Origin of the sequence: Pararhizobium qamdonense, assembly GCF_029277445.1 — a bacterium.
GTDB lineage: Bacteria > Pseudomonadota > Alphaproteobacteria > Rhizobiales > Rhizobiaceae > Pararhizobium > Pararhizobium qamdonense.
The window spans coordinates 1,471,865-1,487,500 of the sequence record NZ_CP119566.1 but is presented as its reverse complement, the minus strand read 5'-3'; the positions used below and the strand labels follow the sequence as shown (position 1 = coordinate 1,487,500).

12 protein-coding genes and 1 rRNA gene (1 of these 13 running past the window's edge) are annotated in these 15,636 nt (G+C 60.2%); 5 read left to right on the top strand and 8 right to left on the bottom strand.

The window, feature by feature from the left end; genetic code table 11:
- Window positions 1-4 (bottom strand): 16S ribosomal RNA (locus PYR65_RS07220) (it extends 1,522 nt beyond the left edge of the window).
- 770 nt (window positions 5-774) lie between these two features.
- Here PYR65_RS07220 and PYR65_RS07215 point away from each other — a divergent pair.
- On the top strand, window positions 775-2,739 hold the full coding sequence (locus tag PYR65_RS07215) for a M23 family metallopeptidase (protein WP_060639538.1): 1,965 nt from the start codon (window positions 775-777) through the stop codon (window positions 2,737-2,739).
- A gap of 200 nt (window positions 2,740-2,939) precedes the next feature.
- Window positions 2,940-3,857, top strand: a complete 918-nt coding sequence (locus tag PYR65_RS07210; protein WP_276120473.1) for a LysR family transcriptional regulator — start codon at window positions 2,940-2,942, stop codon at window positions 3,855-3,857.
- 10 nt (window positions 3,858-3,867) lie between these two features.
- On the opposite strand, the gene PYR65_RS07205 is transcribed toward PYR65_RS07210, so the two are convergent.
- Entirely contained in the window at window positions 3,868-4,926 is a 1,059-nt protein-coding gene (locus tag PYR65_RS07205) for an NAD(P)-dependent alcohol dehydrogenase (protein ID WP_276120472.1), read from the bottom strand.
- A gap of 103 nt (window positions 4,927-5,029) precedes the next feature.
- A complete protein-coding gene (locus PYR65_RS07200; RefSeq protein ID WP_456238692.1) occupies window positions 5,030-5,668 on the bottom strand; it encodes a hypothetical protein in 639 nt (212 codons plus the stop codon).
- Window positions 5,669-6,059: 391 nt separating this feature from the next.
- On the opposite strand from PYR65_RS07200, the gene PYR65_RS07195 reads away from it, so the two are divergent.
- Window positions 6,060-6,539: an Lrp/AsnC family transcriptional regulator gene (locus tag PYR65_RS07195; RefSeq protein WP_276120470.1), complete on the top strand. Its 480-nt coding sequence runs from the start codon at window positions 6,060-6,062 to the stop codon at window positions 6,537-6,539.
- Window positions 6,540-6,602: 63 nt separating this feature from the next.
- On the opposite strand, the gene PYR65_RS07190 is transcribed toward PYR65_RS07195, so the two are convergent.
- Together PYR65_RS07190 and clpB are read right to left on the bottom strand one after the other, a co-directional pair.
- Window positions 6,603-7,244: a glutathione S-transferase family protein gene (locus PYR65_RS07190; protein ID WP_276120469.1), complete on the bottom strand. Its 642-nt coding sequence runs from the start codon at window positions 7,242-7,244 to the stop codon at window positions 6,603-6,605.
- A 66-nt stretch (window positions 7,245-7,310) separates the two neighbouring features.
- Window positions 7,311-9,917, bottom strand: coding sequence for an ATP-dependent chaperone ClpB (gene clpB / locus PYR65_RS07185; protein WP_276120468.1), 2,607 nt, complete (start codon window positions 9,915-9,917; stop codon window positions 7,311-7,313).
- Window positions 9,918-10,387: 470 nt separating this feature from the next.
- On the opposite strand from clpB, the gene PYR65_RS07180 reads away from it, so the two are divergent.
- Both PYR65_RS07180 and PYR65_RS07175 read left to right on the top strand, forming a co-directional pair.
- Entirely contained in the window at window positions 10,388-10,948 is a 561-nt protein-coding gene (locus PYR65_RS07180) for a DUF305 domain-containing protein (RefSeq protein WP_276120467.1), read from the top strand.
- Window positions 10,949-10,988: 40 nt separating this feature from the next.
- Window positions 10,989-12,095: an alpha/beta hydrolase gene (locus PYR65_RS07175; RefSeq protein ID WP_276120466.1), complete on the top strand. Its 1,107-nt coding sequence runs from the start codon at window positions 10,989-10,991 to the stop codon at window positions 12,093-12,095.
- Between the two features lie 165 nt (window positions 12,096-12,260).
- On the opposite strand, the gene PYR65_RS07170 is transcribed toward PYR65_RS07175, so the two are convergent.
- The 3 genes from PYR65_RS07170 to prfA form a co-directional block, all read right to left on the bottom strand.
- A complete protein-coding gene (locus PYR65_RS07170) occupies window positions 12,261-13,169 on the bottom strand; it encodes a DUF4167 domain-containing protein (RefSeq protein WP_276120465.1) in 909 nt (302 codons plus the stop codon).
- A 354-nt stretch (window positions 13,170-13,523) separates the two neighbouring features.
- Window positions 13,524-14,387, bottom strand: coding sequence for a peptide chain release factor N(5)-glutamine methyltransferase (gene prmC, locus PYR65_RS07165; RefSeq protein ID WP_276120464.1), 864 nt, complete (start codon window positions 14,385-14,387; stop codon window positions 13,524-13,526).
- Window positions 14,384-15,466 (bottom strand): peptide chain release factor 1, encoded by a 1,083-nt coding sequence (gene prfA / locus PYR65_RS07160; RefSeq protein ID WP_276120463.1) that lies wholly within the window; start codon window positions 15,464-15,466, stop codon window positions 14,384-14,386. The genes prmC and prfA overlap by 4 nt, the downstream gene beginning before the upstream one ends.
- Window positions 15,467-15,636: the final 170 nt, after the last annotated feature.

The following is a 15,636-nucleotide window of genomic DNA, read 5'->3' as shown; positions in this document are numbered from 1 at the left end:
GTTGAAAATCTATCTTGGCTTAATGGTCACGTCTGAATCGACGAGAACTTCACATATTCCTTGTAAAACCAAAAATCGCCATCCGGCGCTATCTGGCCAGCGCAGGTCCCGTCAGTCCGTAAGGACTGGCGAAAGGTATCTGCGCCAAAAACAAGAAACGATGTAACTTCTCATAGAAACGTGACCGCCATTGTCGACTTAAAACCGGAACCTAATCCAGTCGCGAACATCCGCCGCCCACGTTTCTCTTTCTCTCTATGCAATTGTCAAAAAACAGACGGTCAAAACCGTCGAAACCAATCCACCAAGGGCCCAAAGCGTTCCCGCCTGAAACCCCAAACACGCACCAAACTTTCGCAAGAAACTTCAGAGCGAGTTCGTCGGTCGCCAGCAGCGCCGCCGCCCTCGTTGGTGAGCGGTTTATAGGCCCGCTGACCGTTCATAGTCAACAGGAATTTTGAAAAAAATGACAGTTTTTTGACAAAGCCTTGCGCCGTAAGGCTTTGCTGCAGTGCGACAATCGGCATAAGCCTTTGGATAGAACCGAAAACACAATCTCGCCCTCACTTCTTCACAATTGGCGCTCTAAACAGCGTCTCGCAACTGCGTTTCGACGGGTTTCCCGGTGTTTATAGAGCGCCTTATAAAGAGGTGGCCGCCTGTTTGACCGGACCGTTCTGTTTGACTTGCAGGCATGAAAGATGCACATCTTCGCACAACATACCCGGACCATAATAAGACACGGCGCGTAACCAGGGACCCCGCTCGATTGGCATGATCACGGACAAGACCATGATACGGTCGCTCGGCAACGAGCCGCCGATCCTTGCGGATGGACGCAGGGCTCCCGACCGGCGCGAGATTTCCCTGCGCTGGCTTTCGGGCACGTTTCTGACCGGCATTACCTCCAGTCTCTTGATGGGCGTCGCATTGTTTGCAGCTCTTGATGGCCGCCAGCAGCTCGCCATCCCCGCCGAAGCCTATGCCGCCATGGACCCGTCGGTGCGCGGCTCGCAGCCGACGGCCGCTGCCAAGCGCGGCGACCGGATCTTGAGCCCCAGCATTGTCGCCAAGCCGTCCGACCGCAGCATCATGGAAGTCTCCACCATGACCCATGATGGCGAAAAGGAAGTGGTGCGCCGCCAGCCCTTCGCGCATGTGAAGATGACGCTGGCCGCAAACCACCAGCCGGCCGAAAAATATCCTGCCTTCGATCCGCTGGCGATCTTTTCCAGCGACGAAGCCGATGCGCCGCCGCCGGTGAGCCGCACCGGTACGCTCTACGGCTCGGATGTCGAATCCGAAGTGGCGCTGAAGACGGTGGATTTCCCGCTCAAGGGATCGACGCTCTCCTTCGCGCCTTCGATGTCCATGGACGAGGTCGAGGAAAACGTCCGCACCAATGGTTCGGTACTCACCGACGGCAATACCCAGCTTGCCTCGCTGTTTTATGTCGATCCGCGCCGCTTTGCCTCGGATGCCTCCGATCTCGATCTGATCCAGGGCCTGTCTGCCCGGGTGGTCGAGGAGAACATGACCGTTTCAGCCCTGGAGACGATCAACGACCAGACGACCGAATATGCCGACGACGTCATTCCGGTGCGACGCGCCACACCGATCGCCGCCGTGATGATCAATGCCGGCTATGGCAAGGCCCAGGCCGAGGATCTCGCCGGCTATTTGCGCCCGGCACTGGGCGCAACCGAGTTGCAGGACGGCGACGTGCTGCGCATCGGCATCATCCAGAAGGGCGAGAATGACGAGGCCAAGGTCGTGCGCGCCACCGTCTATACGCGCGGCGCCCATGTCTTCACCATGGCGCTCGATGACAAGGGCAATTTCGTCAAGGCCTACGAACCGCCGCCACTGGCAGCCGTGGCAAGCGCGTTTGACGACAACGGAACCCCGGCGATCAACGCCGGCCACGACCTGCCGCGCGTCTATGATGGCGTCTACCGCGCCGCCCTCTCCTACGGCATGAATTCGACGATGATTGCACAGATCATCAAGCTGCTCGCCAGCAATGTGGATTTCCAGGCGCAGCTGAAACCGACCGACCGCCTGGAGGCGTTCTTCTCTGTTGCCGACGATAGCGGCAAGGCAACCGACGATTCAGAACTTCTCTATGTCAATGCCAAGTTCGGCGATGCCGAGACGCGCTTCTACCGGTTCCAGGACCCCGACGACAATTCGATCGACTATTACAACGAGCAGGGCAAGAGTATCCGCCAGTTCCTGCTGCGCAACCCCGTTCCGAACGGCACGTTCCGCTCCGGTTTCGGCATGCGCCGCCATCCGATCCTCGGCTTTTCGCGCATGCATACCGGTGTTGACTGGGCGGCCCCGCGCGGCACGCCGATCATCGCGGCCGGCAACGGTGTCGTGGAAAAAGCCGGCTGGGATTCCGGCGGCTACGGCAACCAGACGCTGATCCGCCACGCCAATGGCTATGTCTCGTCCTACAATCACCAGAGCGCGATCGCCAAGAATGTCACCGCCGGCTCGAAAGTCGTGCAGGGCCAGGTGATCGGCTGGGTCGGCACGACGGGCCTGTCGACCGGACCGCATCTGCATTACGAACTGATCGTCAATGGCAACCGCGTCGATCCCTTGCGCATCCGCCTGCCCGGCGGCAAGTCGCTCGACGGCCAGGCGCTCGCCCAGTTCGACAAGGAACGCGGCCGCATCGACGAATTGCTGGCAAAGGACGGCAGCACGGATGTGGCGGCGGTGCATTAGGCCGATTGCCTGCTGCAATGCCAACGCTTTCCGGGCCTCTCACAGCCACATCCCCTCCCCCGCCGTTTTGGCGCGACCTTACCCGCTTCGCTTTAAACTCGACCGCGTGAGGCGCTCTCCCCCGTTGCCGCATCGGCAAAACCATCATACATGGAGAAAAGCCGCTATAATCGCGCTCCATTGATGAAGGCCGGTCAAGAATGAAACGCCATGATCTCGATGACCTCGCCGCCTTTTCCATTGTCGCCGAGGAGCGCAGTTTCACCCGGGCGGCCGCCCGTCTGGGCATTTCGGCCTCCGGCCTCAGCCATATGATGCGGCTCCTGGAAGACCGCCTCGGCGTGCGCCTTTTGGCCCGCACCACCCGCAGCGTCTCGACGACCGATGCCGGCGAGCGGCTGCTGATGACTCTGCGTCCGGCACTCGAGGATATCGGCCGGGGATTGCAGGCGCTAGGGGAATGGCGGGAAAAACCGTCGGGCACGGTGCGGATTACCACGGGCAAGCACGCCGCCTTGTCGCTGGTGGCGCCGATGCTGCCAGGCTTTCACCGCGACTACCCCGATATCAAGGTCGAATTGATCATCTCCGACCGGCTGGACGATATTGTCGCGTCGCGTTTCGATGCGGGCATCCGCTTTGGCGAGCGGATCGACAAGGACATGATCGGTGTGCCGATCGGCCCGCCATTGCGCGCAGCCATCGTTGCTGCACCCTCCTATTTCGCCCACCGCCCACCGCCGTTGACCTTGAAGGACCTGATCGACCACGATTGCGTCAACTACCACATGTCATCCGCCGGTGCGTCCTATGCCTGGGAATTCGAAGTGGATGGCCGCGACGTCGATGTCCGCGTCAATGGCAGCCTGGTGGTCAACGATCTCGAGATGATGCTGGCAGCAGCCCTGTCGGGCACGGGCCTGGTCTATCTGTTCGAAGATGTCGTCGAGGACCATCTGCGCAGCGGCAGACTGGTCCGGGTGCTCGATGAATTCTGCAAGCCGTTTGCCGGTTATTCCATCTATTATCCGAGCCGGCGGCAAATGCCGCCAGCCCTTGCCGCCTTCGTCGAGGCGCTGCGCGCAAACAATCGCCGGCCGCCGGTTCAAGCGGCCTGAAGCCGCCGGTTCAGGCGGCCTGAACGGCCGGAAGCGACGCCATGTCGATGACGAACCGGTAGCGTACGTCGCCGCGTTCAAGCCGCTCGAACGCCGTGCCGATATCCTGAATTGCGATCATCTCGCATTCCGGCAAGATGTTCTTTCGGGCGCAGAAATCCAGCATTTCCTGGGTCTGTTTCAATCCCCCGCTCGGCGTTCCCGCAATCCTGCGGCGTCCCATCAGAAGACGCAGATTGCTGAAAGCCGGCGTATCCACCAGCGATCCGGCAATGACCAGCGTGCCATCGGCATCGAGCAGGTCGATATAGGGGCCAAGATCGTGCTCATAAGGCACGGTGTCGATAATCACGTTGAAAGAGTAGGCCGCCGCTGCCATTTGCTCGGACGACGTGGACAGGACCACATGATCGGCACCGAGTTCGCGCGCCGTGCCGATCTTGCCTTCGGAGCGGGTGAGTACGGTGACTTCGGCGCCGAGCGCCGAGGCGAACTTGACCGCCAGATGCCCAAGACCGCCCAGTCCGATGACGCCAACCCGGCTGCCGGGCCCCACATTCCAGTTGCGCAGTGGCGAATAGGTGGTGATCCCGGCGCAAAGCAGCGGTCCCGCCCGCGCAAGGTCGAGCCCGTCCGGCACCCGCAGGACAAATTCCTCGCGCGCGACGATATAGTTCGAATAGCCGCCATAGGTGATATCGCCGCTGATCCGGTCCTGGCCGTTATAGGTGATGGTCACGCCGTTGCGGCACATCTGTTCTTCGTTGCGCCGGCACTGGTCGCAGTCCAGGCAACTGTCGACCATCGTGCCGATGGCAACATTGTCGCCCGGCTTGAAACGCGAAACGCCGCTGCCGACCGCAGAAACCCGCCCGACGATCTCATGGCCCGGCACCAGCGGATAGGCGGAAAAACCCCAATCGTTGCGCGCCATGTGCAGATCCGTGTGGCAGACCCCGCAATAGAGAATATCGATGCCGACATCACCGGGCCCCAAATTCCGGCGTTCGAACGAAAAGGGCTGCAACGGCACATTCGCATCGGTTGCGGCATATCCAGAGGTTTTCAAAGGCTCATCCTCGCACGGCTGTTGGACGGCGGCCGGGATGGCGCGCCACTGCCGATATAAGCGCCGTGGCCGACGGGAATTAGCCGCCCGTTTCCGGATGCTCTTATGAGCGCAGCTCAGCAATGACCGGGCGAACGCTCCGAACCTGCCTCGAAAACACAGCGATCGCCGAACAGACGCCCGCAAATTGCATGATGGCGCCAAAGGCCTCGAAGAAAGACGGCCATCGTCCCTCAAACGCGAAACCATAGGCAAGGCCGAAGACCGTTTCGGCGACGATAAGCTGGGCGGAAAGGGCAAGCGGCAGCCTGCGGGAAGCGACAACCCAGCACCACGTCGCCAGCCACGAACCGGCAAGCCCCATGATCAAGGCCCATGCCGCAAAGCGATAAAGATCGGCCGCCGGTAAGGTGTTTACCCCTGCCAGCGAGGTAAGAGGGAGAAGGGCAAGGCTTCCAACCGCTGCGCCGATCCCCTGCAAACCCGTCCACTGCAATCCGTCCGGAGCGTCGGCCGACCGCATGACCGCTGCGTTCACCAGCCCGTAGACAATCCATATCGCCAGCGCGGCCATGCTCGCCAGAATGCCAAGGCCGATCGATGGCATCCCGGCGGCATTGATGTCCCGCAGCGCTGCGATATTCACGATCGCGACCCCGGCTGCGGTCAGCAGAAGAGGAAGGGCAAGCGCCCGCCATGCTACTGAGCGATCGCGCAGATTGCCGATGATGGCGAGAAACATTGGCATGGTTCCGATGATAACTGGCGGGACCGCCGCACCGGCAAGTTGAACCGCAAATGCGACGCAGACAAAATAGCCGACATAACCCGCTCCGCCTAGAAGCAGGCCGGTGAGCAAACGTAAAGATGCGATGCCGCTCGGACGAAATCGCCGGTCGAGCATCAACAGAGTGCAAGCCAGTCCAAAAACGCCATACCTTGCCACCGTTAAATCCCACGCCGTCAACGGTTCGACTGCCCGGGGCGCAACGAATGTGAGGCCCCACAATGCGCAAGTGACAAGGCCGGCAATGATCCCGAACAGCATTTTGATCTCCTGATTGGGCCATCATTCAAGATCATCCGGCGGTTTTATATGGAAACAAAAGGGGGCGCGGGGTATTCTGCCTTCCATGACGAAAGTAAAACCCCGACCAGACATTCAATTTGGAAAGTCGTCTCTCGACGAGACGGACGCGCGAATTCTTACGGCGCTTGATGCCAATGCACGGTTATCGATGAGCGAACTCGCCCGCACCGTCGGCATGTCGGCACCAAGTGTGTCGGAGCGTGTTCGCAAACTCGAAGCCGCTGGTGTTATTCGCGGCTTCACCATCGATGTCGATACGCGAGCAATTGGTTATCCGATCCGGGCCATGGTGAAAATCAGGCCGCTTCCAGGCAAGCTGCATCTCGTCGAGCGGCTGATTGAGGAGCAGCCGGGATTTGTCGAATGCGACAAGATCACGGGCGACGATCCCTTTCTCGCCCGTCTGGTCGTCAATTCGATCGAACAAATGGACGACGTGCTCGAAGCCCTTTCCGAACACGCCGTCACCAGCACCGCCGTCATCAAGGGCACATCCGTCAAACGGCGCCTGCCACGGCTTTAGGACATGCCGGGTGGTACGGCCAAAGCGCCGATGGGTCCTTGCGCCGTTTTTCTCGCCTGCCCCCTACCCCGCCGGCTGCGTGCGCCGCATGCTTGCCCGCTCCCGCATCCGCGACCACCATTTCGAAAGATGCGCGTGGCGGGCAAGCATCGGCAAGCTTTCCGGAGCCCTGGAAAAATAATCGATCATCGGCGCCACGTGCAGATCGGCGAGTGTGATGTTTTCGCCGCCAAGCCATGCGCCGTCGCCGATCAGATCGGCAAGCGCATCCAGGATAATTGGCGCTTTGGACAGGGATGCCTGAAGCCGCTTCATGTCGCTCTGTTCGCCACGGGCAGGCTTTGAAACCTGCTCGACATAGATGCCCCAGACAAGAACCGGATAGATGTAGCCATCGGCAATACTGATAATCTGGTTGACTCGGGCTCGTCCCTGCGGATCGGCGGGCTGGAGTTGCGGGCCATCGAAGGCCTCGTCGATATACCGGGTGATCGCACCGGTTTCGTAAAGTTGAAATCCGTCGTGCTCAAAGGCTGGAATACGGCCGAACGGCTGCCGGGCAAGATAGCTCGCCGGTGGTCCGCCCTCAGCAAAGACATCGACCGGCACAAGGTCATAATCGACGCCCTTTTCGTGCAACGCAAGCCTCGATGCGAGCACATAGACACTATAGCTGGCACCGTACAAGAGCGGTTTTCCCATCATCCCTCCCCGTCCTCTCCGCCCAAAACCAAAAAGGCCGCCCCGAAGGACGGCCTCTTGTATTCTGCGTTAAGCTGCGGCCTTCTCAGTCCCGTCCCTCAGCTTGAAGTTCAGGCGATCGGAGCCGGCGAAGGCCTTGATCGTTGAACCGTCCGGGAAATTGCCCTGGAGGATCTGCTCGGCGAGCGGGTCCTGGACATATTTCTGCACGGCCCGCTTCAGCGGACGCGCGCCATAGGCCGGATCGTAGCCGCGGTCGGCCAGGAAGGCGCGGGCTTCCTCGTCGAGTTCGAGCGTGATCTTGCGGTCGGCGAGCAGCTGGCGCAGCCGTGCCAGCTGGATATCGACGATCGCCCCCATTTCGCCGCGCTTCAGGCGGTGGAACAGGATGATCTCATCGACCCGGTTGAGGAATTCCGGCCGGAAATGGCTGCGAACCACATCCATCACCTGATCGCGCACCATGTCGCTGTCATCGTTCTCGCCCAGCTGGGTCAGATATTCCGCCCCGAGATTGGAGGTCATGATGATCATCGTGTTGCGGAAATCCACGGTGCGGCCTTGGCCATCGGTCAGGCGGCCGTCATCGAGAACCTGCAACAGCACGTTGAACACATCCGGATGCGCCTTTTCGATCTCGTCGAACAGCACGACCTGATAGGGCTTGCGCCGCACCGCTTCCGTCAGCGCCCCGCCTTCCTCATAGCCGACATAGCCGGGAGGTGCACCGATCAGCCGCGAGACGGAGTGCTTCTCCATATACTCGGACATATCCATGCGCACCAGCGCCGTATCGTCGTCGAACAGGAAGCGCGCCAAAGCCTTGGTCAGCTCCGTCTTGCCGACGCCGGTTGGCCCCAAGAAGATAAACGAACCGATCGGACGGTTTGGATCCTGCAGGCCTGCCCGCGAACGGCGAACCGCGCGCGAAACAGCCTGAACCGCATCCCCCTGGCCGACCACCCATTGCGACAGCTCGTCTTCCATGCGCAACAGCTTGTCACGCTGGCCCTCAAGCATCTTTTCCACCGGAATGCCGGTCCAGCGGGAAACGACATGGGCTATGTTATCGGGCGTCACGACTTCCTGAACCATCGGATCGAGTGCCGAGGAATCCTGGCTTTCGGAAGCCTCCAGCTCCTTTTCGAGCTTCGGGATCAGCCCATAGGCCAGCTCGCCGGCGCGCTGGAATTCGCCCTTGCGCTGGGCGGCCGCCAGTTCGTTGCGGGCCTCTTCCAGCTGCTTCTTGAGATCGGCAGCCAGGCCCAGCTTCGATTTTTCCGCCTGCCAGCGCGCGGTCAGCGCATCGGCCTGCTCCTCAAACCCGGTCAGGTCCAGTTCCAGCTTTTCCAGCCGGTCCTTCGAGGCGCGGTCGGTTTCCTTCTTCAAGGCCTCGCGCTCGATCTTCAGCTGCATGATGCGGCGGTCGAGTTCGTCCAGCTCTTCGGGCTTGGAATCCACCTGCATGCGCAGCCGCGAGGCGGCTTCATCCATCAAGTCGATGGCCTTGTCGGGTAAGAACCGGTCGGTAATATAGCGGTTGGACAGGGTCGCAGCCGCCACAAGCGCCGAATCCGAGATCCGCACCTTGTGATGCTGTTCGTACTTTTCCTTCAATCCGCGCAGGATCGAGATCGTGTCCTCGACATTCGGCTCGTTGACCATCACAGGCTGGAACCGGCGGGCAAGCGCCGCATCCTTTTCCACATGCTTGCGATATTCGTCGAGCGTGGTGGCGCCGACGCAGTGCAACTCGCCGCGCGCAAGCGCAGGCTTCAAGAGGTTGGACGCATCCATCGCGCCATCCGCCTTGCCTGCCCCCACCAGCGTGTGCATCTCGTCAATGAACAGGATGATCTCGCCGGCTTCCGCCTGGACCTCGGAAAGAATGGCCTTCAGCCGCTCTTCGAATTCCCCGCGAAATTTCGCACCGGCAATCAAGGCACCCATGTCGAGCGCCATCAGCTTCTTGTCTTTCAAGCTTTCCGGCACGTCGCCATTGATAATGCGCAAGGCCAGACCTTCGGCGATCGCCGTCTTGCCGACGCCGGGTTCACCGATCAGGACCGGGTTATTCTTGGTGCGGCGCGACAGGACCTGGATGGTGCGGCGAATTTCGTCGTCACGGCCGATCACCGGGTCGAGCTTGCCATCGCGGGCGTCCGCCGTCAGATCACGCGCGTATTTCTTCAGCGCGTCAAAGCCTGCTTCTGCATTGGCGCCATCGGCGGTGCGGCCCTTGCGGATGTCGTTGATCACCTGGTTAAGCTTGGACGCCGTCAGCCCTGCCTTCGACAGGATGCCGGATGTGGCAGCCGACGTCTCAATGATCAGCGCCTGCAGCAACCGCTCGACGGTTACGAAACTGTCGCCCGATTTCTTGGCAGCCTCTTCAGCCTTGGTGAACACCTTGGCAAGCGGCTGCGACAGCGAGATCGAGCCATTGCCGCCCGAAACTTTCGGCAGCTTGGCAAGTGCAGCATCATTGGCAAGCTTGGCATCCTTGGCGCTGGCGCCGGCCCGCTCGATCAGCGACGCCGCCATGCCCTGATCGTCGTCGAGCAGGACTTTCAGCACATGTTCAGGAACGAATTGCGGATGGCCCTGGGCCAGCGCGTAGGTCTGAGCCGATTGCAGAAAACCGCGCACGCGCTCGGAATATTTCTCGATATTCATATGTCTACCTCCGGTAATCGGTCAGCCCAATCCTGGCACTGCCGACAGTTGGAATGAGGCTCCCTGAAAAGGCAAGCCGGTCTTACGCCGTTCCGCCGCATGAGAATACGGCCACGGCAACTTGAGTGGAATATGGGTGTGTCAAAATCGAAATTAAAGAGCCCGATCCGGGTCAATTCTCAGGGTCGCGGCGATCCAAACAGGATCTTCTACAGTGCAAATAAATTCAACCCGAAAATCAGACATATACTTTCAGGTGCATGAATGTTCATCGATTTGGATTTAAAATTACTTTTTCGGCAGAAAGCACTGCACGATAAATAAACTCTCCAATACTGGAACCAAATCAACAAATACTGGTTGTCGGTTGCGGACAAAATTGTAAGCCGCTTCATATCTCGAAACGAAACAACCGATGTTCTGCGCACGGGCCTTCCGCACGCAATCCATCAACGGAAAAGGTCTCCATTATGGATCGTCGCTCCCTTCTTGCAGGGCTCGCCTTCGTTGGCGCAGCGCCTGTTATCCTGTCCCAAACCCGCTCAGCCCTTGCCGCCACGCCGGCAATGCCGGTGACCAGCTTTACGGATTTGAAAACCTCCGGGCAGTTTTTCTCGACCGTCATCGGCCGGGCTGAAATTTCGTTGGCCACATCACAGATTGCCGTCGAAAAGGCCACCCAGAAGAATGCGCATGAATTTGCCGGCTTCGAGCTTGGTGAGGCGATAACGGTCAACATGGTCCTCAAGGATATCGGCGCTGCCGGGCCTGCCATGGACGCCCCTGCCGAAGAAAAAATTGAAGCCCTTAAATCGGCCGCGAAGGGCAATGCGTTCGACAAAGCCTATATCGCTCTGCAACTCGACAACCACGAATATCTCCGCGACCTGTCCGACGCCTATCTCCACAACTCGGCCGGAGCGACTGATCAGGCCGAGTTGCAAGGCCGCCATCTCGCCATGTTGATGAATGCCGTGTTCAAGGAACACGTGGCGATTTGCAAGCGCATTTCAGGCGAGCTCGGCGCTTAAGCCGTCTCTCATTTTTATCTGTTCCATCTGGAGAACACCTATGAAACGTTCAATCCACGTCACACTCGTTGCTGCGCGCCTTCTCGCAGGCGTCAGCCTCTTTGCCGCATCCGGCGCCTGGGCACAGGAAGAGCCAAAGCCCAACCCGCTTGCCGAAACGCCGGATAGCGGCACCATGAAGCGGGCGGACAAGGAAGACATGGCGCTGGTCCTGAAAAAGATGCAGGATATCGGCATCAAGCCGATCGAGTCACGCAGTGTCGAGGAGGCCCGCAGCCAGCCGACCCCTGCCGATGCAGTCAAGGCCGTCCTGAAAGACAAGGGCGAGACCCCGCCCATGCCCGCTGTAAAAAAAGAGGATATGACCTATCCGGTCACCGGCGGCACGCAGCCGGTCCGCATTTATACGCCGGATGATGCCGGCTCTGACCCGCTTCCTGTCATCGTCTATTATCATGGCGGCGGCTGGGTCATCGCCAACATCGACACCTATGAATCATCGGCCTTGGCGCTGGCTGTCAAGGCGAAAGCAATTGTGGTCAGCGTCGAATACCGCCACGCCCCGGAAAACAAATTCCCCGCCGCCCATGACGATTCCTTTGCCGCCTACAAATGGGTGCTGGAAAAGGCATCGAGCTTTGGCGGTGATCCGGCCCGTATCGCCGTTGCCGGTGAAAGTGCGGGAGGCAATCTTGCCGCAAACGTTGCTATCATGGCGCGCGATCAAAAGGTGCAACTGCCTGTCCATATGCTGTTGGTCTATCCGGTCACGGGGACCGACATGAACACGCCGTCCTATATCGCAAACCAGAACGCCATGCCGCTTTCCAAGGCCGCCATGGGTTGGTTCGTCTCGAAAGTGCTGGCCAAGCCGGAAGATGCGATGGATCCGAAGCTCAATCTGACGACCAAAGCGGATCTCAAGGGCCTTCCCCCGGCAACCGTCATCACAGCCGAAATCGATCCGTTGATGTCAGATGGCGTCATGTTGGCCGAAAAGCTGAAGGCGGCAGGCGTCGCAACGACCTACATGAACAACCAAGGCGTCACGCACGAATTCTTTGGAATGGACGCAGTGCTTGATGATGCGCGGCGCGCCCAGGACTTTGCCGCCTCGGATCTGATCAAGGCCTTCAAAAAGAAGTAATCGTCTCGCCCGGCTGGGCGAAGGCCGAAACGCACAAAACTGACACGTAAAAACCCGGCCATTTTGAACGAACCATAGAAAGTTATACTTTCGAGGGCGTGTTCAAAGTGGCCGGGTTTTTCAACATAGTCGTCTAAAAGCCACCTTCCGGCAGCTGTTTAAAGATCATTCCGTCGCAACGGGCTCCAGGGCCGGCGCGTCGCCGCCCTTTTCACCGTCGGTGCCTGCATCTGCAGCAGCATCGTCACCACCGGCTTCGCCGCGGCGCGGCTGGCGGCGGGGGCGAGGCGCGGTGCGGCGGCGTGTCGGAGCGCGGCCCGTCGGTGCCTCCTCCTCCAGCGAAACCTCGACCGGCGTGCCTTCGATGACCGGCTGCGGGCCGGAACCGTCGATCACCGGCTGCGGCGCGAGATCGGGGCGAGCCTGCTCGGAACGCGGCTGCTCGCTGCGTTCGGGACGCGGCGGGCGCGGGCGGTCCTGCCGCTGCTGGCGATCCTGGCGCGGACGCTCCTGATCGGGCTGGCGCTGGCGGTCCTGCTGTTCGGCCTGCGGCTGCTGGCGCTCGCCTTCCGGCTGCTGGCGTTGCTGCCGCTGCTGGCGTTCGGCCTGCTGGTGATGGCGCTCCTGCTCGACCTGCTGGTCCTGACCGACGGAATTTTCATCGCTGTCGTTCTGGTCCAGATCGTCGTCGCGCTCGTTGCCGTCGCGATCCTGGAATTCGTTGCGCTCGTTATAGTCGCCACGATCGTCGCGCTGGAAACGTTCCTGCATCTGCGCCTGTGCGGCTGCAATGATGCGGTTATAGTGTTCAGCGTGCTGCAGGTAGTTTTCTGCCACGACACGGTCGCCGGAGCTCTGCGCGTCGCGCGCGAGCGTCGAATATTTCTCGGCAATGTGCTGGGCTGTGCCGCGGATCTTCACGTCCGGGCCGGAACTGTCATAGGTCCGGGTCAGCGGGTTGGAACCCTTCCGGTTATGATTGTTATTGTTGTTACCACCGCCACCATTGTTGTTGCTGCTGGTATTGTTGTTGTTACGCCCACGGCCGCGCTTGTTCTGCTGTCCTGGCCTCATCGTTCACTCACCTGGATTCTCTTGATATTGATGATCTTGTGGCGTCGCGGCTTGCCAGGAATTCCGTCTCAACGGATTCCGCATCAAGCAGACACGCGCCGCGACCCAACCGCCTTTTGACGGTACCGTCGCTGGTTAAAGTCAAATTAACAGGTACCCGCACCAGGCACTGTCGAACCCTAGCAACTCTTTTTTGAGAGTAATCCCCGCGGCAAGGTCTGACCGGAACGAATCTCTGATCTTTGACCTTCTGCCCAGTGCGTGAGAGGAACCTAGCCCGCTTCCTGTGCGATTCCAAGCCTTTTCTTCACGGTTTCGAAAAAGAACATCGCAATAACCGCCGGTTTACAGGGGTTACCGCCCGAAAGTGAAGAGGATGGCGCGGTCGTTTCCGCCGAGGTCCTTCACCCGGTCGATCACGCTAAAGCCCTCCTCCTCGAAAATCTGACCGACCACCTGCAACTGGTCGTAGCCGATTTCCACCCCGACAATGCCGTCCTCAGCCAGATGGCGCGCAGCATGGGCGGCAATGGTGCGATAGGCATCCAGACCATCGGCGCCGCCGTCAAGTGCCAGCGCCGGATCATGATCGCGCACTTCGGGCGCCAGCGATGCCACCACGCTGGTGCGTATATAGGGTGGATTTGACACGATGATGTCGAACTTGCCGGCAATCGTCGAAAACCAGTCGCTTTCAACGCCGGCAAAGCGCTCACTCAAGCCGTTGCGTTCGGCATTGGCCCTCGCCATTGCAACGGCGCCTGTAGAAAGATCGGACCCGACGCCTGTTGCCTGCGGCACGGCGCTCAGCAGCGCCAGGCAGATCGCCCCCGTGCCGGTGCCCAGATCGATCAGATGGCAGGACCCCTTCTGCTCCACAAACCGCTGAGCGAAAGGAACAAGCCCCTCAACGATCATTTCCGAATCCGGGCGTGGCTCCAGCGTGTCAGGCGACATGCAGAGCGTCAGGCCATAGAATTCGCGGCTCCCGAGAATGCGGTGAACCGGCTCGTGCGCTGCCCGCCGCTCGATGGCATCGCGAATGCGCTGCGCATCCTTCGGCGACACGATCTCTTCGCCGCGCGTCATGAAGGCCACGGCCGGCAGGTCGAGCAGGCCGGAAATCAGCACCCGCGCGTCGAGCGCCGCCTCGCCGATATGCGCCCGCAGAAACCGCGACCGCGCCTCGGCAAACAGGCTGTCGAGCGTATCGGTCATCCCTTGACCTCGCCCAGCTGCGCCAGCTGATCGGCCTGGTAATCGGCCAGAAGCGCATCCACCACTTCGTCGATTTCGCCCATCATCATCCGGTCGATCTTGTAGAGCGTCAGGTTGATGCGGTGGTCTGTCACGCGCCCCTGCGGGAAATTATAGGTGCGGATGCGCTCGGAGCGGTCGCCCGACCCGACCTGGCTCTTGCGCGAGGCCGAGCGTTCGCTGTCGGCCTTTTGCCGCTCCATGTCGTAGAGCCGCGAACGCAGCACCTGCATGGCCTTGGCGCGGTTCTGGTGCTGCGATTTTTCCGATGACGTGACGACGATACCGGATGGCATATGGGTAATGCGCACAGCCGAATCCGTCGTGTTGACATGCTGGCCGCCGGCGCCCGACGAGCGCATCGTGTCGATCCGGATATCTTCCTGACGGATCTCGATGTCGATATCCTCGGCCTCCGGCAAAACCGCGACGGTCGCAGCAGAGGTATGGATACGCCCTTGCGTTTCCGTGTCGGGCACGCGCTGCACCCGGTGCACGCCGGATTCGAATTTCAGCTTGGAAAACACGCCGCGCCCGGTCACGGTCGCAATGATTTCCTTGAAACCCCCGGCATCGCCGTCGCTGGCCGAAAGCACCTCGACCTTCCAGCCCTTGCCCGCAGCATAGCGCTCATACATCCGGAAGAGATCGCCGGCAAACAGTGCCGCTTCCGATCCGCCGGTCCCGGCGCGGATTTCCAGGATCGCACTCTTCTCGTCGGCCGCGTCCTTCGGCAGGAGCAGGATCTGCATCTCCTGCTCGAGGTTTTCGATCCGCTCCTCAATGTCAGGCTTTTCCATCTCGGCGAGATCGCGCATCTCGCGGTCGGTATCCCTCGCAGTCAAAAGCGTGTTGACGTCGGCAAGCTCGGCCTGCGCCTTCTCGTACAGCCGGATTTTCGTCACCACCGGCTGCAGCTCGGAATATTCCGACGCCAGCTTCACATAAACATCCGCCGCCGGCCCCTCGGCCATCCGCGCCTCGATCTCGGAAAACCGCCGCTCCAGCTCGCGCATCTTTTCAACAGGTAAGGTTGCCAATGTGTACTCCGTGGGGACAGCTGCTTCGCGCGTCCGTCCATTATTCTGTCTGAATTCGTGGAGGCTTACCCCCCTCTGTCACGAATGTGACATCTCCCCCTCAAGGGGGGAGATCATTCTTTTCCCTATCTACATCAAAGTCAGGGATGCACAATGCCAGCGGCCAATCT